The sequence below is a fragment of the Thalassospira tepidiphila MCCC 1A03514 genome (genome assembly GCF_001662875.1).
Lineage (GTDB): Bacteria > Pseudomonadota > Alphaproteobacteria > Rhodospirillales > Thalassospiraceae > Thalassospira > Thalassospira tepidiphila.
This window is the reverse complement of the sequence record NZ_JPVZ01000001.1, coordinates 600,869-619,909: the sequence shown is the minus strand read 5'-3', so window position 1 is coordinate 619,909 and position 19,041 is coordinate 600,869. Positions and strand designations below refer to the sequence as shown.

Sequence of the window (19,041 nt, the reverse complement as noted above, 5' to 3'; positions counted from 1 at the left end):
TCCCCAATAGTTCCCCTGCGCCCTATTGCCCGATCGGTCGGGTACAGATCAAGGGGCAATGGTCGCGGCTATGTTTTTCTTGCGCGTATGGTCGGGCTTTATGGCGGCAGAATGTGGCTTAATTGCGCATTTGTTCGGCGTTCTTGGCTTCGATTTCTTCCCAATAGCCGCTTTTCTTAAGCGATTCGGCGACTTCAGGCGGCATGTAGTTTTCATCATGCTTGGCCAGAACTTCGGATGCGACAAAGGTGCCGTCGCTGTTCATATGGCCTTCGGCGACGACACCCTGACCTTCGCGAAACAGATCAGGCAAAATCCCGCGATAGGAAACCGGCACACTTTCGGCCATGTCGGTAACGACGAAGGCAATGGTTTGCCCATCATCCTGTTTTGCAACCGACCCTTCAACCACAAGCCCGCCAATCCGCAAACGCTGATCGGGGTCAATCGGTGATTTTTCGGCTATTTCGGTTGGGCTGAAGAAGAACACCACAGAATCTTCAAATGCGGTCAGCATCAGGGCCGCAGCACTGCCAACCGCGAGCAAGATGGCCACGATGACATACATGCGTTGGCGTTTACGGATTTTTGCGCGGGAAAGTGACACAGTCGTTCTCCGTTCAGGATGCCTGTTGGGTCTTTTTGGTTCGGCGGGGGCGCCGTGATTGCAAAACCGCTTCAAGCTGTTCGCGTTCGATCCGGCTGCTGCGTAAGCCGCGTAGCGTTGCAATCAGCAAAACAATCATGGCAAGGGCGGTGACGCCGTAACTTGCCCAGATATAGCCGCCATAGCCGCCCATTGAGAAGAATTCACTCATTGCTTGGCCCCCGCATTGTGACCCGCTTCATAGGCTTGTTCCTTTGCCGATGTCGGGGTTTCGGGATCTTCAAACATGCCTGACAGATGCAGGGCGCGAATGCGTCGTTCGTTCAGTTCCAGTCGGACCCTCAAGATCAGAACAACGAAGTAATAGCAGGTGAAACCAAGGATCATCAGGGCAAGCGGCAATTGCATGCTTGGATCTACGGCCGGGCCATCCATGCGCACGATCGAGGCCGGCTGATGCAGTGTATTCCACCAGTCGACCGAGAATTTGACAATTGGCACATTGACCGCCCCGACCAGGGCCAGCGCCGATCCGGCCTTTGATCCGCGTTCCGGATCGTCAAAGGCATTCACCAGCGCCATGTAACCGAGATACAGGAACAACAGGATCAGCATCGATGTCAGACGCGCATCCCATACCCACCAGGTGCCCCACATCGGTTCGCCCCACAGCGACCCGGTAATCAGGCAAAGGGCGGTAAAGGTCGCGCCAACCGGTGCAGTGGCGCGCGCGCAGATATCGGCCAACGGGTGTTTCCAGATCAGGCTCATCGCGCCGCAAATCGCCATGCCGACATAGCAAAACAGGCCCATCCATGCGGCCGGAACATGGATATACATGATCCGCACGGTGTGGCCTTGCTGGTAATCAACCGGCGATCCGATCAGGGAAAAATAAAGGCCGGCCGCGATCAGGATCACGGTCAGAGCCGACAGCCACGGCAGGATCGGGGCTGTAAATTTCAAAAACACACTTGGTTTAGCAAAGCGATGCATTTTTCTTATCCTTGGTGCGGAAATCCGCAAAGGGTCATCCCGTCTCGTCGTCTAGTTGTTCTATTCCATGGCCTGGCGTACGGCATGGGCGGTGGCAAAGGGTGCGGCTGCCAATGTCAAAAGCAGGATGGCGGCCATGATCTGTAATTGCGCGGTCGCCGAAATTCCAAGCAGGGCGGCCTCAACTGCACCGGCCCCGAATATCAGTACCGGAATATATAGTGGTAAAACTAGAAGTGATACAAGAACTCCGCCACGTCGCGCGCCAAGTATGAGTGCTGCGCCAATTGCCCCGATCAGGCTGAGTGCCGGTGTCCCAAGCAGCATGGCGATCATTAAAGTGACAAAACCGTCCTGATCCATATTGAGCATCACGGCCATCAGCGGTGCTGCAATGATCAACGGAAGCCCGGTCGTCAGCCAATGGGCAAGCACCTTGCCCAAGATCAGAAGTTCGAGTGACACCGGCGATAGTGTTAAAAGTTCAAGTGTGCCGTCTTCGTAATCGGCCTGAAACACGCGTTCGAGTGACAGCATGGCTGCCAGCAGGGCCGAGACCCAGATCACTCCCGATGCGATACGTGCCAGAATATTGACCTCCGGCCCGACACCGAACGGGAACAGCGTGGTGGTAACAATAAAGAACGCCACGACCATCACGGAATCCGCACCCTGGCGCAGGGCCAAGCGCAGATCGCGTTGCAGAATGGCCAGAAAACCGTTCATTGCGCGGCCTCCTGCGATGATGCTGCGCGCTTTGTCGGGGCCATGTCTTCGAGTTCGTCCTGTTCGGCCAGCCATTCGACCATCGGGATGGCAAAATCATCAAGATCGAGAATGGTCGGGCTTTCGACATCAAGATCGATATGGGTTGAATAGACGACAATGCCACCACGGCCACGAAATTCGGTGATCAGTTGGGCCAGCTCGGCACAGCTTTCGCGATCCAGCCCGACGGTTGGTTCATCGAGTAACCAAAGATCGCTGTGCCCGATCAGAACGCGGGCAAGGGCGGTGCGCCGTTTCTGGCCGCTTGAAAGGTATCGACCGGTGACCCGTGCCAGATGATGGATTTGAAGGGCTGTTAACGCCCGGTCAATTGCAGGTTCAAGATCACGCACGCCGCGCAACTGGCCCCATAAACGCAGATTGTCGCGTACCGTCAGAACCGGTTTGATCGCATCCTGATGGCCCAGATAATGGGTGCGCGCGTGATGGGCGGTGCGATCCTCTGCGATGTTTTCACCGTTCCAGCGAAGATCGCCAGAACGCGGTGCCACAAGGCCTGCCATCAGGCGCAAAAGGCTTGATTTCCCGGCACCATTTCGACCACGAAGCATCACGGCATCACCGGACTTGGCCGAAAAGGACAGGCCGCCAAATACCAGTCTTTCGCCGCGAAGGCAGGTCAGATCAGAACCGCTAAAATCAGCCATATAACCCGTTAGATTGTCTGAAATTCATTCTGTAACACGTCATGATATAACGCGTTACAGCCGATTATTCATGCAATAACCGACAATCGACTGGTTGGCATTGTTTCAAATCAATCCAAACTCACGATCAAACAGGGAATCAGTTGCCGAAACGGACCATGGATGCACCGATGATCGGGCCGCCACGCCCGTTCTGGATCAAGACGGCGATCCCCCCGTCATAGGCGGCTTTCATGGCAAACGGGATTTTCTGCTGACTGCTGCCATCCCATTGGCCAAGGCTGATCATGTCGCGCACGACATTGGCATTCACCAGTCGTTTGCCGGCGTTTTCGCCCGAAAGCACATCGCGCTGATGTTCGCGATCAAAGCCGATCAACCAGATCTGCGAAATCTGCCCCGGGTTTGGGTTGCCAACACCGTGCAAGGAAACAGTGCCCTTTGCCGGAAGCGTGTGATCAATGGTGCCTAGATGGATATCTGCAAGATCGCGTAACGGGGCAACCGTGGTGCTGGTGGTTTCGATCTGTTGTCTGGCGGTGGCGCGTACCACGTGATCGCCATTGATGATGACCTGCGGGGTATAGACGTAACGTTCGCGCATGCGATTGGCATAGTCGCGTTGACGTTCGCTATATCGGGCGTCGGAGAACGGATCTTCCCAACCAAGGTAGTTCCAGTAATCAACGTGATAGGACAGCAACAGCAGATCATCATGCTGATCTGCCAGATCATGCAGAACCTGATCGGCGGGCGGGCAGGAGTTGCATCCTTGGGATGTGTAAAGTTCTACGACCGCGCGCGGCAAAGAACTTTCAGCAGCCCTTGCGGGTGAAGATACGGTCATGAGCAACAGTGCAAGCGCACTTAAAAGGGGGCGAGGGTTTTTCATGACATTGATCATGCCTGAAAACTACCATCACCGACCAATCACAAGGCCTTGAAATCAGCAGTAGGTGTAAAGTGGAAGATATTTGCGCGTTTGCGTGGATCTTTGAAAGGAGATTTCCAAAGATTGATGCTATGAGCTGCGGACCAATCGGAACCAGTTCTAGGGAGCTGTCCATTGCAAAGGAACAAACGACCTTTGCGTTAAATGAAAAATGCGGAACTGATCTGCTGGTGGGAGCTTAATCTGGCAAGATCGGTCCAATACGAGGTTTGCAAGCGAATGATGAAACGCGAACACTGGGGCTCACGCCTTGGATTTATTCTGGCGGCCGCCGGGTCGGCTGTTGGACTGGGGAACATCTGGAAGTTCCCGTATATGGCTGGCGAGAATGGCGGTGGCGCATTCTTGGTGATCTATCTTGCGCTGGTCTTTACCATCGGTATTTCGGTGATGCTGGCCGAATTTGTGATCGGCCGTATGTCGGAAAAGAACGCGATTGGCGCATTTGCCAAACTTAAAGGTGGGCTTTGGCCGATCGTTGGTTTGTTTGGCGTTGCGGCCGCCTTCATGATTTTGTCGTTTTATTCAGTCGTTGCCGGCTGGACGCTGTCCTACATGATCAAGGCCGTCACCGGGGCGCTTTCGATCGAAGATCCGGCAGCCCTTGGCGATATCTTTGGCAGCTTCATCAGTGATACGACCTCGCCGTTGATTTTCCACGCGATCTTCATGGCACTGACCATTTTTGTCGTGCTTTCCGGTGTTGGTGCCGGTATCGAGCGTGCATCGAAAATCCTGATGCCCGCACTGTTTGCGCTTTTGATCGTTCTGATCGTGCGTTCGGTTACGCTTCCGGGGGGCATGGAAGGTGTGGCCTTCCTGCTGTCGCCGGACTTTTCGAAAGTGACCTGGGCAACGGTTTCTGATGCGCTGTCGCAGGCCTTCTTCTCGTTGTCGCTGGGGATGGGGGCAATGATCACTTATGGCTCTTACCTTGCGAAGAAAGAAAACCTTCCGGGCTCTGCCGGTTGGGTCACCCTGCTGGACTCGGCTGTTGCTGTTCTGGCTGGTCTTCTGGTTCTTCCGGCGGTGTTTGCCTTCGGCTTTGATCCGAGTGCCGGTCCGGGCCTTACCTTTATCACGCTGCCAGCTGTGTTCGCCCAGATGCCGTTTGGTTCGTTCTTTGCCTTCCTGTTCTTCCTGCTGTTGGCGATTGCGGCTTTGACCTCTGCTGTTTCGATCCTTGAAGTGGTTGTTGCCTATTTCGTCGACGATCGTGGGATCAATCGCAAAACGGCGGCAGTGGTTCTTGGTTTCGTGATCTTCCTGCTTGGCATTCCGTCGTCGCTTTCGATGGGGGTTATGGCCGATGTCGAAATCCTGTGGGGCAAGAACTTCTTTGACCTGATGGACTTCGTCAGCTCAAGCCTGCTGTTGCCGATTGGCGGCTTGTTGATTTCGTTGTTTGTGGGCTGGATCGTTTGGGGCAAGGCCCAGGAAGAAATCTCAGCACATAACGGAATTGTACCGGTATGGATCGGTGCGTGGGGCTTGATCGTCAAGTTCGTCGCACCGCTGGCGATTGCCTTCATCCTGCTTAAAGGTCTTGGCGTTTTCTAAGTCAGGCTTGCTGATAGGCATATGCGAAAGGGCGGGGAATTTCCCCGCCCTTTTTTGTCGTTTGGAAATTGCGCTTATTTTACAGGGCGTTTTCCTTGGCAAGCTTGGAAACAGATTCTGCGCTCATCGGTTGACCCAGCAGATACCCCTGGATCAGGTCACATCCGGCCTTGCGCAGAACGTCCAGCTGATGCTGGTTTTCGACGCCTTCGGCAACGCAGGTTTTACCAAGGTTGCGCGCCATGTTGATGATCGTAATTGGCAAGGTTTCACCATCCGGGCCGTCTTCAATGTCCCAGACAAAACTGCGATCAAGTTTGATCACATCAAAGGGCAATGTGCGCAGATAACTCAGGCTTGAAAAGCCGGTCCCGAAATCATCAAGCGCGATGCGCACGCCAAGATCACGCAGGCGCTGTAATTTGCTCCGCATATCGTCGATATTGCGCATGAACAGGCTTTCGGTGACTTCGATTTCCAACCGGTCGGCAGCCACCCCCTTGTCAACGATGATGGCGCGAAGCTGTTCGGCAAAATCCATCGATCCATAGAACTGCTGAACTGACACATTCACCGCAAGGCGCAGGTTATGTAAGCCTTCCTGACGCCAGGCGACCAGTTGCTTGCAGGCGGTGCGGATGACCCAGCGGCCCAATTCGCCGATTACACCCATTTCCTCGGCAATCGGGACGAAGGTCGAGGGCGGAATGGTTTTGCCATCGGCCATCGTCCAGCGCAGCAATGCCTCGACCCCCGCAATTTCGCCGGTTTTCGCATCAAATTGCGGCTGATAGACAAGATGGAGTTCCTCATTGTCGATCGCGCGGCGCAAGGCGGTTTCAAGGGCAAGATCCGCCCCCTTTTGACTGTGCAGATTGACGCTATAAAGCCCTACCCGGTTGCGTCCCTGTTCCTTGGCCTGAACCATTGCCAGTTCGGCACAGCGAATGATGTTGCTGGTGTCATTGGCATCTTCGGGGAAGGACGCAATGCCAATACTGGCCGAAAGATAGACGTCTTCCCCCTTTCGGGTCAGATGGGCTTCGCCAAGGCGCATCAGAAGACTTTCTGCGATCCCGACGGCTTCCTGTTCGGTGTTCACATTTGGCAGGATAGCGGCGAATTCGTCAGCACCGATACGGGCGATGACAGCATCCTGACCAAGTTCACGGCTGATGCGGCGTGATACTTCGACCAGCACATCGTCCCCGATATTATGACCAAGGGCATTGTTGACGCGCTGGAAGTTGTCGATATCGAGCATGGCAACCGTCAGCGGGCGTCCGACCCGGCGGGCGCGACCGATATGAAGCGACAAAAGCTCCGAAAACCGGCGGCGGTTTGGCATGCCGGTCAACTCATCGGTAAAGGCAATCCGCAGGACATCTTCGCGGTTTTTTTCACGCCCGCTGATGTCGGTGAAGATCGAAGCATAGTGGGTGATTGTGCCTTCGCCATCGCGGACCGCCATGATCGAAAGCCATTCGGCATAAATCTCGCCCGACTTGCGTCGGTTCCAGATTTCGCCTTCCCATTTTCCCGTGCGCGCTAAATCCGCCCAGAGCTTGGCATAGAAAGCCTTGTTCTGGCGTCCCGACTTCAAAATCGCCGGTGTCTTGCCGATCACTTCTTCGGCCTGATAGCCGGTGACGCGCGTGAAGGCCGGATTGACGGCCTCGATCTCGGACTGCGCATTGCAGATCATCACACAGTCCGGGGAATTTTCGATCAGCTTGTTGGCAAGGGCCAGGGATTGGCGTGCCTTGCTAATTTCGCTGCCACTGTCTTCGGCCAGACTGCTTAGATGGATCAGGTAATCCTGCTCGATAAATTCAAGCAGATCGGCAAAGGACAAAACCCCGATGGTTTCGCCGTTGTGGTTATGAACCACAAGATGACGGAAATTGTCGCGCATCATCATTCTGCGCGCGTCATCAAGGTTCATGTCCTGACGAATGAAGGTTACCGGGCGGGTGGCGATGTCACCTGCAGTCAAGTTTTCATGTTCTTCTGCCAGATGGCGCAAGATATCACGTTCGGTGATAATGCCGGTTTGCAGTTCTGCCGGTTGGTCGTTCGGGAAACCGGAAATGATCGCGCTGTCGCATTTTTCGGAATGCATGCGCTGACGCAGTTCCCAGACCCGAATGTCCTTGTGGGCAAACACGGTGGATTGGCGAACCGCATCGGCAACATCGTTGGCAATGAACGGCTTTTTGTCACCGACATGACGGATGAGGTCGGTCTGACTGATGATCCCTACAAGGCAGCCATCCGCATCAATGGTGACAAGATGGCGCACGCCACGATCGCGCATGCGCACGATTGCCGATTGCGGGGTGGCATGGACCGAAATTGTATGTACCGGTTGGGACATACGCGTTGAAACCGGTTCAGAAAGGGCGGCCGAGGTTGACGGTGGCAACGATAGCAAATCGTGTTCGGTCAGAATTCCCACAGGCTTGTTGTCCACCACAATAATGACGGAGCTGCTGTTGGCCTTGCGCATTTTGGCCGTGGCGTCGCCGAGGGACGTTTGCGGTGTACAGCTTAAAACTGTTCCGGGGGAAAGTGTGCCGACCGTCAGACCAAACGGGCGTCCATCGGAGGATGTGGGGCGTATCATGCGCGTTTGCTCTGTTCGACTGATCTTTTTCGGTTTTATTCTTAAGGGTGAGACGAAGGCGCCATTCCTAGCAGGTTCGGCGTACTTGAGAATTGTTCTGGATCAAGTCAGTAGCGTTCAATTGAACGTCGCCCAGTAAAATTCGTTACAAACAAGAACACCCCACCGGAAAACCGGTGGGGTGTCAATGTGTAAGCCAAAGATTTCAGATTGAAATCAGGCAGCTTTCATCATGTTACGCAGAACGAACTGCAGGATGCCGCCGTTCTGGTAGTAGAGAACTTCGTTCTCGGTATCGATACGGCAGGTAACAACGATTTCCTCGGTGCTGCCATCTTTGCGCGTGATGCGAACCGTGACGTCCTGAAGCGGGTTGATGCCATCACCGATGCCAAGGACATCAAAGGTTTCCGAACCGTCCAGCTTGTAGGTCGCACGACCTTCGCCGTTCTTGAACTGCAACGGCAGAACGCCCATGCAGACCAGGTTGGTACGGTGGATACGCTCGAAGCTTTCCGCGATCACAGCTTTGACGCCAAGCAGGTTGGTGCCTTTGGCTGCCCAGTCACGCGAAGAACCGGTGCCGTATTCCTTACCAGCGATGACAACCAGCGGGGTGCCTTCGGCCTGATAACGCATTGCAACGTCATAGACCCAGCCCTGTTCGCCCGACGGATAATGAACCGAAACACCACCTTCGGTGCCCGGTGCCATTTCGTTACGGATACGAATGTTGGCAAAGGTACCGCGCATCATGACTTCGTGGTTACCACGACGTGCGCCATAGGAGTTGAAGTCACGAACAGCAACGCCGTGCGCCTTGAGGTATTCACCTGCCGGACTTTCTTCCTTGATCGAACCGGCCGGGGAAATGTGGTCGGTGGTGACAGAGTCACCCAGGATCAGGAGCGGACGTGCGCCATGAACTTCAGAGAAGTCACCCGGCTCTTTCGCCATGTCGACGAAGTAAGGCGGGTTCTGAACGTAGGTGGACTTGCCATCCCACGCGAAGGTCTCGCCTTCGGTGACTTCGATTTCCTGCCACGGTTTCGGACCGGCAAAGATGTTGTCGTAACGATCTTTGTACATGGACGCCGAGATCGAGGACGCGATGGTGTCAGCGATCTCTTTGTTGGTCGGCCAGATGTCTTTCATGAAGACGTCTTTACCGTTCTTGTCCTTGCCAATCGGATCTTTGTTCAGATCGATCTTCAGGTTACCGGCAAGCGCATAGGCAACAACCAGCGGCGGGGAGGCAAGGTAGTTTGCCTTGACCTGCGGGCTAATACGGCCTTCGAAGTTACGGTTACCCGACAGAACGGCGGTGACGAGCATGTCGTTACCATCGATCGCGTCGATAATCGGTGCCGCCAGCGGACCGGAGTTACCGATACACGTGGTGCAACCGAAACCGGCCACGTTAAAGCCAAGCTGATCCAGGTAATCCTGAAGGCCTGCTTTTTCGAGGTAGTCGGCAACAACCAGCGAACCCGGTGCAAGCGAGGTTTTCACCCACGGCTTGCTCTGAAGGCCGAGTTCGACAGCTTTTTTCGCCAGAAGACCTGCTGCGATCAAAACGCTCGGGTTCGAGGTATTGGTGCAAGAGGTGATGGCGGCGATGACGACGTTACCGTCCTTCATTTCGAAGTTTTCATTCGAAACTGGAACAGAACGATCCGCATCAACACCCGGTGCCATGTCGGCAAAGGTCTTGGTGAAGCTCGAAACGGCATCTTTCAGCAGAACACGGTCCTGCGGACGCTTCGGACCCGAAAGGGCCGGCTCGACGGTCGAGATGTCAAGTTCAAGCGTTGCGGTGTATTCGGCTTCATGTGCCGGGTCACGCCACATGCCCTGTTCTTTGGCATATGCTTCGACCAGTGCAATCTGGTCTTCGTCACGGCCGGTCGAACGCATGTAGTTGAGCGTTTCGTCATCGATCGGGAAGAAGCCACAGGTCGCACCATATTCCGGTGCCATGTTACCGATGGTCGCACGATCCGGAAGGCTCATGTGGTCAAGCGCATCGCCATAGAATTCGACGAATTTGCCAACAACGCCTTTTTCACGCAGCATCTGAACGACGCGCAGAACAAGGTCAGTTGCGGTAATGCCTTCTTTCATGGAACCGGTCAGCTTGAAGCCGACAACTTCCGGGATCAGCATCGAGATCGGCTGACCAAGCATTGCTGCTTCGGCTTCCAGACCGCCAACACCCCAACCGAGAACAGCAAGACCGTTCACCATGGTGGTGTGAGAGTCGGTACCGACCAGCGTGTCCGGATAGGCAACGGTTTTGCCGTCTTCGTCCTTGCCGGTCCAGACGACCTTTGCAAGATGTTCGACGTTGACCTGGTGGCAGATACCAGCCCCCGGCGGAACAATGCGGAAGTTGTTAAACGCGTTCTGGCCCCAACGCAGGAACTCGTAACGTTCACCGTTACGTTCGAACTCGACTTCCATGTTCTTGTCGAGTGCGTCGTCGGTGCCGAAGAAGTCGATCATGACCGAGTGGTCAATGACGAGGTCAACCGGTGAAAGCGGGTTCACCTTCTGGGCGTCGCCGCCCATCTTCACCACAGCATCGCGCATCGCGGCAAGGTCAACAACGGCGGGAACGCCGGTGAAGTCCTGCATCAGAACGCGGGCCGGACGATAGTTGATTTCGTGGCTGCTTTTGCGCTCTTTGAGCCAGTCAACAACAGCTTTGACATCGTCGGTTTTAACGGTGAAATCGTCTTCGTAACGCAGAAGGTTCTCAAGAACGACTTTCAGCGTGAAGGGAAGTTTTGAAACGTCGCCGAATTTCTCGGAAGCAACTTTGAGGCTGTAATAGTCGACGGACTTGTCCCCGACTTTCAGCGTGCGGCGCGTTTTCAGGTTGTCTTTGCCACAAATGGACATCAGACCCTCCTCAAGGTGGTTAAAAGGGCTTGTCGTGACAAGACACCCCGACCGTCGGAGCGCCGAGCGGTGGGCTATCTGTGTTGCGTGACGCGGGTCACGGCTACATATCTATGTGCAACGGGGTTACACCACAATTCCCTTTGAAAGTCCAGACCCCGAAAAGGGGTATTGGTGAAAACCCGTTGATCACAGCATGTTGGCAAAGTCCAACAAGCAGTCAAACGGCTTTAGACGATATGTGCCGTGGCTTTTGGCCTTTCAATAGGACGGGCAAAGCACGGAGTCTGTTTTTTCCTGACATGGTTATAAAGCGGCCGGCATTCGCGGCAATGAATGTCGTCGTGGGGCGCAGGGGCCGGTCGCCTGGAACGACGACTCCGCACCAGAGTCGGGGCGGCGGGTTTGGATTTGCGTGCAAAGCGGCATGTTCCCAATGCGCGCGAATTGTGCGGTGCATGATTGCGAAAGATTTTTGCATTGCGGTGTTTTCGCGTGCCGTCTGCGACCTGCAACCTGAGATAACGCTACGTAATCAAGGGTAGAGCGGTCGGCGTATTCTGTCGTCAAATAATTGTGCGGTGCGAATTTGTAGAAAACTCCCAACCCCTTGAGAATCATTGCATTGACGCAATATGCTGAAATTGGTACTTAAATGCCTATTAAATGTGTCAGGCCCGGTTTCCGTAAGGTCAGGGTCATAAAATAAACCGACACATCATCAGGGAAACTGAACAGCGGTTTGCAAATTTTCACGCGAAAGAACCCGAAATGCGGTTCTGCGGCATTTGCGGCCCAAGTCAGGGAGGAATGCGACGGCATGACGTCACAGAGTCCTATTTTAGAGATTAGCGACGTGTCGCTTGTTTTCGGCGGCGTGCGTGCGCTGAGTGATGTCAGCTTCTCCGTTCAGCCGGGCGAGCTTTTTTCGATTATCGGCCCGAACGGTGCCGGTAAGACATCCATGCTGAACTGCGTTTCGGGGCGCTATACGCCAACGACCGGTTCGGTATCTTTCAAGGGCAAGGATGTTACCGGGCTCAAGCCGAATGATCGCGCCGAACTTGGTATCGGGCGTACGTTCCAGAACCTGGCGCTTTTCGGGCACATGAATGTGCTTGATAACATCATGGTCGGGCGTCACCACCTGCTTAAGAACAACTTTCTGAACGGGCCGCTTTACTGGTTTGGCGGCGCGCAGAAAGAAGAGCTCGACCATCGTCGTTTCTGCGAAGACGTCATCGACTTCCTTGAAATTTCCCATATCCGCAAGGCGACCGCCGGCACGCTTTCCTATGGTTTGCGCAAACGGGTCGAGCTTGCGCGTGCTGTTGCGTTGCGTCCGGACCTGATCCTGCTTGATGAGCCGATGGCGGGCATGAACCTCGAAGAAAAAGAGGACATGGCGCGCTTTATCATCGATCTCAATGAAGAGTGGGGCATGACCGTTGTCATGATCGAACACGACATGGGTGTGGTGATGGATATCTCCAACCGGGTGATGGTCCTTGATTTCGGCCGCAAGATTGCCGAAGGCCTGCCGGAAGAAGTCATGGCCAACAAGCATGTCAAGAAAGCCTATCTCGGCGAAGAAGACGACGACACGGACGAAGACGAGCAGGTGGCCTGATCATGAGCAGCAATATCCCGGAATATGCCGACGTTCAGTCGCTTGATAGCTTCCCGAAAGTACTGGCTTATAATGCGCGCAACTGGCCCAAAGAAGTCGCCATGCGCGAAAAGGAATTCGGCATCTGGCAGGAATTTACCTGGCAGGATTATAACGACCGCGTCAAATGGATGGCGCTTGGCATGCGCGCCCTTGGCCTTGGGCAGGGCGATGTTGTTGGTATCATCGGTGAAAACCGTCCGGAATGGGTTTGGGCCGAAATCGCGGCGCATGCGCTGCGCGGTATGTCGGTTGGTCTTTATCAGGACAGCCTGCACGAAGAAGTCGCCTATCTGATTACCTATTCAGGCGCGCGCATCCTGATCGCCGAAGACGAGGAACAGTGCGACAAGCTGCTTGAGCTTGGCGAAGATATCCCGACGGTCGACCACATCGTTTATTGTGACCCGCGCGGGATGCGCAAATACGACGACCCGCGTTTGCTGGATGTCGAAAAGCTTTATGAACTGGGCCGCGAGCTGGAGGCAAAAAATCCGGGCATTTATGACCAGATGGTTGCCGACACCCGTGGCGATGAATGCGCCATTCTGTGCACCACGTCGGGTACGACGTCCAAGCCGAAGATGGCGATGCTCAATTCCGGTGATTTCCTTGATCACTGTGCCGCTTACCTTCGCGCTGACCCGAAATATCCGGGTGACAATTATGTCTCGGTCCTGCCATTGCCATGGATTATGGAGCAGGTCTATGTCGTTGGTCAGTCGCTGATCAGCCGCCAGATCGTCAATTTCGTCGAAGAGCAGGAAACCATGATGGCCGACCTGCGCGAAATTGGTCCGAACTTCGTCCTTTTGGCACCGCGCGTTTGGGAAACCATCGCAGCGGATGTCCGCGCACGGATGATGGATTCCACACCGTTCAAGCAAAAGATGTTTGATTTCGGCATGGCACTGGCGCGCACCGCGATGGATGCCGGTGGTCATTCGAAGATGGCCGATATGATCCTGATGAATGCGCTTAAAGACCGTCTTGGATTTTCCAATCTGCGTTCCGCCGCGACAGGTGGTGCCGCGATTGGCCCGGAAACCTTCAGGTTCTTCCATGCGATGGGTGTACCGCTGCGTCAGCTTTATGGTCAGACCGAACTGTGCGGCGCCTATACCATCCATCAGCCGGGCGATATTGATTTCGATACGGTTGGCGTTGCCTTTGATAATTCCGAGATCAAGGTGATCAATACCGACGAAAATGGTGTTGGCGAAATCGTTGCGCGTACGTCGGGCATGTTTACCGGATACTTCAAAAATCAGGCCGCCTATGACGAGGATGTCCGGGATGGCTGGATGCATACCGGTGATGCCGGTTACTTCAAGGACGAGAACAAGCACCTTGTGGTGATTGACCGCATGAAGGATCTGGCGGAAACCTCCACTGGGGTGCGCTATTCGCCGCAGTTTATTGAAAACAAACTGAAATTCTCGCCATTCATTGCCGAGGCCGTGATTCTTGGCAAGGGCCTACCGTTCCTGTCGACCATGATCTGTATTCGTTATTCGATCATGGCGAAATGGGCCGAGCAGCGTGGGATTGCCTTTACCAACTACACCAATCTGTCAGCCCAGCCGCAGGTCTATGACATGATCACCGAGGAAATCCGGGAAGTGAACAAGACACTTCCGGAAGCCCAACGGATCAAGCGGTTCCTTCTGCTTTACAAGGAACTGGATGCCGATGACGGCGAACTGACCCGCACGCGCAAAGTGCGCCGTGGTGTGGTTGCCGAGAAATATGCCGACATCATCGATGCGGTTTATGCCGGCAATGACAAGGTTGATATCGACACCATGATCACCTTCCAGGACGGGTCGAAAACCCGCATCCAGACGAGTGTGAAGGTCGTTGATCTTGATAATGACAAGGCCGCACAGACGGCCCCGAAAGCCGCCGAATAAGGCAGCAGCATAACTGTGGCCCGGGCCAAAGGCTTGGGTCGCCATTACAGGGATGGCAACATGAATTTCGAACTTCTGTTCCAGCTTCTGCTGAACGGTTTGATTGTCGGGACACTCTATGGCGTTGTCGCCATGTGCTTTGTCCTGATCTACAAATCGACCCAGATCGTCAACTTTGCCCAGGGTGAGTTCCTGCTGATCGGGGCATGGGTGTGTTATGCATTCCTTGTCGAGATGCATATGCCCTTCTGGCTGGGTTTCCTGTTTACCCTGCTGTTCATGATGGCGTTTGGCATCGTTCTGCAGATGGTTGTCTTGCGACCGATGATTGGCGAACCGATCATCTCGGTCATCATGGTGACCATCGGGCTTTCGATCTTCTTCCAGGCAGCAACCAAGTGGATTTTCGGGGCAACCACGGCGACCTATCCGCAGGTGTTTGAAACCCGATCGGTCAACCTGTTGGGGATGCAGATCGAGACGGCCTATATCATGAGCTTCGTGATCTCGTTGTTCATCATGGCCGGGTTCTATTGGTTCTTTAAATATTCCAAGCTTGGCCTTGCCATGCGCGCAACTGCCTTTGATCAGCAGGTCGCGCAAAGTCTTGGTATTTCCGTCAAAACCGTATTTGCGATGTCTTGGGCAATCTCGGCCCTTGTATCTGGTGTCGCCGGGATAGTGATCGGCATGGTCAATGGCGTGTCGTCCGCCCTTTCGGTGATCGGAATCAAGGTGTTCCCGGCGGTGATCCTTGGCGGGCTTGATTCGATCATTGGTGCCATTGTCGGCGGCGTGATCATTGGTCTGCTTGAAAACACTGCGGAGTTTGTTGACGGCCAGTATCTGCACTGGGGCAACCTGTTCTCGATCGCACCGTTCTACGTGCTGATCATTATCCTGTGCATCAAGCCATATGGCCTGTTTGGCACCAAAGACATCGAACGTATCTAGAGGACAGGGAAGATATACTATGGCTGGATTTTCTATACGTCCTTGCGGTGACTTCCGAACGACTTATCGTCAGGATACCCGCATCTTTGATACGACCTATATCCGCAACGCCGCGATCCTTGGCATCTTTGCCGTCGCCATGATCCCGTTTGTTCTGGATGGCTATTACGTCAACCTGTTCATTCAGATTTCCTATTTTGCGATTGCCGCACTGGGGTTGAATATTCTGGTCGGCTTTACCGGGCAGATTTCATTGGGCCATGCTGCCTTCTTTGGCTTTGGTGCGTTTGCATCGGCCTGGATCAACAACACAACCGGCATTCCTGTCCTGTTGTCGATCCCGCTGGCCGGTCTGATGACCGCAGCGGTTGGCATGCTGTTTGGGTTGCCCGCCGCCCGCATCAAGGGGCTTTATCTGGCGATTGCGACACTGGCAGCCCAGTTCATCCTCGAAGATTTCTTTGCCCGGGCCGAATGGTTTACCGGTGGTTCCTATGGCGCGGCAGCCAATCCGGTCAATGTGTTTGGCTATGAAGTTCTGGATGATTTCAGCTTCTTCTATGTCTGCCTGTTCTTCCTCGTGGTGATGTATTTGCTTGGGACGAACCTGATGCGGACCCGTGATGGTCGTGCCTTTGTTGCTGTGCGCGACCATTATCTTTCGGCTGAAATCATGGGGATCAACCTCACGAAATATCGCCTGATGAGCTTTGCCATTTCGTCTTTCTATGCCGGCGTCGGCGGGGCGATGTATGGCCACTATCTGGGCTTTGTCTCGGCCGAAGGCTTTACCATTCTGCTATCGATCCAGTTCCTCGGCATGATCATCATTGGTGGTCTTGGTTCCGTCAAAGGGACGTTGATGGGCACGGTGTTTATGGTTTTGTTGCCCGAAGTCATGGAAACCGGTGTCAGCGCACTGAGCGTTTTTGAATGGGCCAATTCGACGGCTGTGACCGACGGGCTGGCCTATATCAAGGAGATGGCAATTGGTCTGGCCATCATCCTGTTCCTGATCTTTGAGCCGGATGGGCTTGCCCATCGCTGGCAACAGATCAGGGCGTACTGGAAGCTTTATCCCTTCTCGTACTGACTAAAACCCCGAACCCGGCCCGCTTACAAAAAACAAAAGGGCCGGGGCAAAAACGGGGCGACCGGGAGGCTTACTTTAGTGAAAACGTCCAAGGGAGACGTCGTTATGAAAAGATTGATTGCAGCGACCGCGATGGTCGCAACGGGGCTGTCGTTCTCGGCAGCACAAGCAGATGACGATATGGTATTTGTCGGCCATCTGATGGATATCACCGGTGCCACCGGCTTTATTGGCAAGTTCTATGCCGATGGTGTGCGCGATGCGCTGTCTTACATCAACACCCATGGCGGTATTGATGGCACGGTTCTGGATTCTGAATCTGTTGACTATGCCTACAAGGTTCCGCAGGCGATTGCGAACTACAAGAAATGGCGTTCGCGCAACGACATGGTTGCGATGCAGGGCTGGGGTACGGGCGATACCGAAGCCCTGATCAGCTTCGTTGCCAAGGATGAAGTGCCGGTCTATTCCGCATCCTATTCCGGTCACCTGACCGACCCGACGGGCAAAAACCCGAAAACCGCCAAACCGGCACCTTATAACTTCTTCTATGGTGCGTCTTATTCCGATGCCTGCCGTGCGCTGGTTCAGTGGGCTGCAGAAGACTGGAAACAGTCTGGTGGTTCGGGCAAGCCGGTGTTCTCGCATATTGGCGATAACCACCCCTATCCGAATGCCCCGAAAGAAGCCTGTGCGGAATACGCAACCGAGCTTGGCTTTGAAGTAACCGCACCGGTGGTTGTTTCGATGAAGCCGGGTGACTTCAAGGCACAGTGCCTGACCCTTAAGGAAGCCGGGACCAACTATGGCTACCTCGGTAACCTTGGCCCGTCGGTTGTGTCGCTGGTGAAATCCTGTGACACGGTTGGTGCGACCCCGAAATGGCTGGCCAACATCTGGGCCGGTGACTACGAGACCCTTAAAACCATTGGCGATGTCGAAAACTACATCTTCCCGGCGATGACCAGCTTCTGGACCGATGAAGGTGTTCCGGGCATGGATCTGGTGCGCGAAATCTCCAAAATGTCGGACCGCTCTGGCGAAGAGTTCCGCACCCATCACTATATCCGTGGCATTTGTTCTGCCTATTACATGAAAGAAGCCATGGAATGGGCCAAGAACAATGGCGGCATCACCGGCGCGAACATCAAGGCAGGCATGTATGCCCGCCAGAACTGGGTGCCGGCCGGTCTTGAAGGCGTTTGCATGGAAGCAACCTGGACCGCCGAAGACCATCGCGGCATCAACACCGTCAACATCTATAACGGTAGCGCCAAAGGCGGTGAAGCAACGGTCGAAAAAGTAACGACTGTAACGCTTCCGCGTCGTGACGACTGGCTTGGTTACTAAGACCATCCAGTAAGACGAATGTCTCCCAGACTGTTCGGAGGCAGGGCATAAGACGCAAGATGCCCTGCCTCCGACAGCTGGAGACCACAAGAAGATCATTCGAAAGGGACACCATGGCAGAGCCCGCCCGCAAAATAGAAACCGCCGAACCGATGCTGTCGGTCAACAATATTGAAGTCGTCTATGACGAGGTGATTCTGGTCCTGCGTGGCGTCTCGCTTGAGGTTCCGCAAGGCAAGATCGTTACCCTTCTTGGCCCAAACGGGGCTGGTAAATCCACGACGCTTAAGGCGATTTCGGGTTTGCTGAAAACCGAAGACGGCGAAGTCACCCGTGGTGACATCAGTTTCATGGGCAACCAGATTGCCAATGGCAATCCCGAGGATATCGTGCGCTCAGGCCTGTTTCAGGTTATGGAAGGCCGCCGTATCATTGAGGACATGACCTGCATCGAAAACCTGCGTCTTGGCGCCTATACGCGCAAGGACAACAAGGTCAAAGACGATATTGAAATGGTCTTTGAATACTTCCCGCGCCTTAAGGAACGAACCGGACTTGCCGGGTACCTTTCAGGTGGGGAGCAGCAGATGCTGGCGATCGGCCGTGCGCTTATGGCGCGGCCCAAAATGATCCTGCTTGATGAGCCGTCAATGGGCTTGTCGCCGCTTCTGGTCAAGGAAGTGTTCGGGATCATTGAGAAGATCAACCGCGAGCAGGGCATCACGATGCTCATTGTTGAACAGAACGCCAACTTTGCGCTTAAGGTTGCCGACTATGGTTACATCATGGAAAGCGGTAAGGTTGTTCTGGATGGCACCCGTGACGAGCTTCTGAATAACGAGGACGTCAAGGAATTCTATCTGGGCGGCGGTTCTGAAGAACGCAAAAGCTTCAAGAACATCAAATCCTACAAGCGCCGCAAACGTTGGCTCTAGGATTAAAACACCGGGGCCGTATATCGGTGTGGTGGACGCCTTTGAA

Annotated in this window: 15 protein-coding genes; 7 read left to right on the top strand and 8 right to left on the bottom strand. The window is 54.4% G+C overall.

Annotated features, from left to right (window positions below):
• Nucleotides 1-118: 118 nt before the first annotated feature.
• The 6 genes from ccmE to TH4_RS02765 form a co-directional block, all read right to left on the bottom strand.
• Nucleotides 119-607, bottom strand: coding sequence for a cytochrome c maturation protein CcmE (gene ccmE, locus TH4_RS02790; RefSeq protein ID WP_083996953.1), 489 nt, complete (start codon nt 605-607; stop codon nt 119-121).
• 13 nt (nt 608-620) lie between these two features.
• Nucleotides 621-818: a heme exporter protein CcmD gene (gene ccmD, locus TH4_RS02785; RefSeq protein WP_008889226.1), complete on the bottom strand. Its 198-nt coding sequence runs from the start codon at nt 816-818 to the stop codon at nt 621-623.
• Entirely contained in the window at nt 815-1,603 is a 789-nt protein-coding gene (locus TH4_RS02780) for a heme ABC transporter permease (RefSeq protein WP_064779819.1), read from the bottom strand. Before TH4_RS02780 ends, ccmD begins: the two co-directional genes overlap by 4 nt.
• A gap of 60 nt (nt 1,604-1,663) precedes the next feature.
• Nucleotides 1,664-2,329, bottom strand: coding sequence for a heme exporter protein CcmB (ccmB, locus tag TH4_RS02775; protein WP_008889228.1), 666 nt, complete (start codon nt 2,327-2,329; stop codon nt 1,664-1,666).
• Nucleotides 2,326-3,039, bottom strand: coding sequence for a heme ABC exporter ATP-binding protein CcmA (gene ccmA / locus TH4_RS02770; RefSeq protein WP_064779818.1), 714 nt, complete (start codon nt 3,037-3,039; stop codon nt 2,326-2,328). Before ccmA ends, ccmB begins: the two co-directional genes overlap by 4 nt.
• A 139-nt stretch (nt 3,040-3,178) precedes the next feature.
• Nucleotides 3,179-3,931, bottom strand: a complete 753-nt coding sequence (locus tag TH4_RS02765; RefSeq protein ID WP_245227687.1) for a DUF1223 domain-containing protein — start codon at nt 3,929-3,931, stop codon at nt 3,179-3,181.
• A 279-nt stretch (nt 3,932-4,210) separates the two neighbouring features.
• Between TH4_RS02765 and TH4_RS02760 the strand changes: the two genes are divergently transcribed.
• The gene (locus TH4_RS02760; RefSeq protein WP_064780021.1) at nt 4,211-5,551 is read left to right on the top strand and encodes a sodium-dependent transporter; all 1,341 of its coding nucleotides are present in this window, start codon (nt 4,211-4,213) and stop codon (nt 5,549-5,551) included.
• A gap of 79 nt (nt 5,552-5,630) precedes the next feature.
• Here the strand turns inward: TH4_RS02760 and TH4_RS02755 are convergent, their stop codons facing one another.
• Together TH4_RS02755 and acnA are read right to left on the bottom strand one after the other, a co-directional pair.
• Nucleotides 5,631-8,177: an EAL domain-containing protein gene (locus TH4_RS02755; RefSeq protein ID WP_083996951.1), complete on the bottom strand. Its 2,547-nt coding sequence runs from the start codon at nt 8,175-8,177 to the stop codon at nt 5,631-5,633.
• Nucleotides 8,178-8,393: 216 nt separating this feature from the next.
• Complete coding sequence (acnA, locus tag TH4_RS02750) at nt 8,394-11,081, bottom strand: aconitate hydratase AcnA (protein ID WP_064779815.1); 2,688 nt, start codon at nt 11,079-11,081, stop codon at nt 8,394-8,396.
• Between the two features lie 820 nt (nt 11,082-11,901).
• Here acnA and TH4_RS02745 point away from each other — a divergent pair.
• From TH4_RS02745 to TH4_RS02720, 6 genes are all read left to right on the top strand, one after another.
• On the top strand, nt 11,902-12,711 hold the full coding sequence (locus TH4_RS02745; RefSeq protein WP_040822694.1) for an ABC transporter ATP-binding protein: 810 nt from the start codon (nt 11,902-11,904) through the stop codon (nt 12,709-12,711).
• 2 nt (nt 12,712-12,713) lie between these two features.
• Nucleotides 12,714-14,663, top strand: a complete 1,950-nt coding sequence (locus tag TH4_RS02740; protein WP_064779814.1) for a long-chain fatty acid--CoA ligase — start codon at nt 12,714-12,716, stop codon at nt 14,661-14,663.
• 60 nt (nt 14,664-14,723) lie between these two features.
• Nucleotides 14,724-15,617, top strand: a complete 894-nt coding sequence (locus TH4_RS02735; RefSeq protein ID WP_008889236.1) for a branched-chain amino acid ABC transporter permease — start codon at nt 14,724-14,726, stop codon at nt 15,615-15,617.
• A gap of 19 nt (nt 15,618-15,636) precedes the next feature.
• Nucleotides 15,637-16,710: a branched-chain amino acid ABC transporter permease gene (locus TH4_RS02730; protein WP_008889238.1), complete on the top strand. Its 1,074-nt coding sequence runs from the start codon at nt 15,637-15,639 to the stop codon at nt 16,708-16,710.
• Between the two features lie 105 nt (nt 16,711-16,815).
• Nucleotides 16,816-18,060, top strand: coding sequence for an ABC transporter substrate-binding protein (locus TH4_RS02725; protein WP_064779813.1), 1,245 nt, complete (start codon nt 16,816-16,818; stop codon nt 18,058-18,060).
• 152 nt (nt 18,061-18,212) lie between these two features.
• Nucleotides 18,213-18,995, top strand: a complete 783-nt coding sequence (locus tag TH4_RS02720; protein WP_008889240.1) for an ABC transporter ATP-binding protein — start codon at nt 18,213-18,215, stop codon at nt 18,993-18,995.
• The last annotated feature ends 46 nt before the right edge of the window (nt 18,996-19,041 follow it).

Bases quoted from the DNA above. Each gene is read 5' to 3' on its own strand.
- ccmB (WP_008889228.1), bottom strand. From the start codon at position 2,329: ATGAACGGTTTTCTGGCCATTCTGCAACGCGATCTGCGCTTGGCCCTG.
- TH4_RS02760 (WP_064780021.1), top strand. From the start codon at position 4,211: ATGATGAAACGCGAACACTGGGGCTCACGCCTTGGATTTATTCTGGCG.
- TH4_RS02765 (WP_245227687.1), bottom strand. From the start codon at position 3,931: ATGAAAAACCCTCGCCCCCTTTTAAGTGCGCTTGCACTGTTGCTCATG.
- TH4_RS02745 (WP_040822694.1), top strand. From the start codon at position 11,902: ATGACGTCACAGAGTCCTATTTTAGAGATTAGCGACGTGTCGCTTGTT.
- TH4_RS02725 (WP_064779813.1), top strand. From the start codon at position 16,816: ATGAAAAGATTGATTGCAGCGACCGCGATGGTCGCAACGGGGCTGTCG.
- acnA (WP_064779815.1), bottom strand. From the start codon at position 11,081: ATGTCCATTTGTGGCAAAGACAACCTGAAAACGCGCCGCACGCTGAAA.
- ccmD (WP_008889226.1), bottom strand. From the start codon at position 818: ATGAGTGAATTCTTCTCAATGGGCGGCTATGGCGGCTATATCTGGGCA.
- TH4_RS02740 (WP_064779814.1), top strand. From the start codon at position 12,714: ATGAGCAGCAATATCCCGGAATATGCCGACGTTCAGTCGCTTGATAGC.
- TH4_RS02755 (WP_083996951.1), bottom strand. From the start codon at position 8,177: ATGATACGCCCCACATCCTCCGATGGACGCCCGTTTGGTCTGACGGTC.
- TH4_RS02720 (WP_008889240.1), top strand. From the start codon at position 18,213: ATGCTGTCGGTCAACAATATTGAAGTCGTCTATGACGAGGTGATTCTG.
- ccmA (WP_064779818.1), bottom strand. From the start codon at position 3,039: ATGGCTGATTTTAGCGGTTCTGATCTGACCTGCCTTCGCGGCGAAAGA.
- TH4_RS02730 (WP_008889238.1), top strand. From the start codon at position 15,637: ATGGCTGGATTTTCTATACGTCCTTGCGGTGACTTCCGAACGACTTAT.
- TH4_RS02780 (WP_064779819.1), bottom strand. From the start codon at position 1,603: ATGCATCGCTTTGCTAAACCAAGTGTGTTTTTGAAATTTACAGCCCCG.
- TH4_RS02735 (WP_008889236.1), top strand. From the start codon at position 14,724: ATGAATTTCGAACTTCTGTTCCAGCTTCTGCTGAACGGTTTGATTGTC.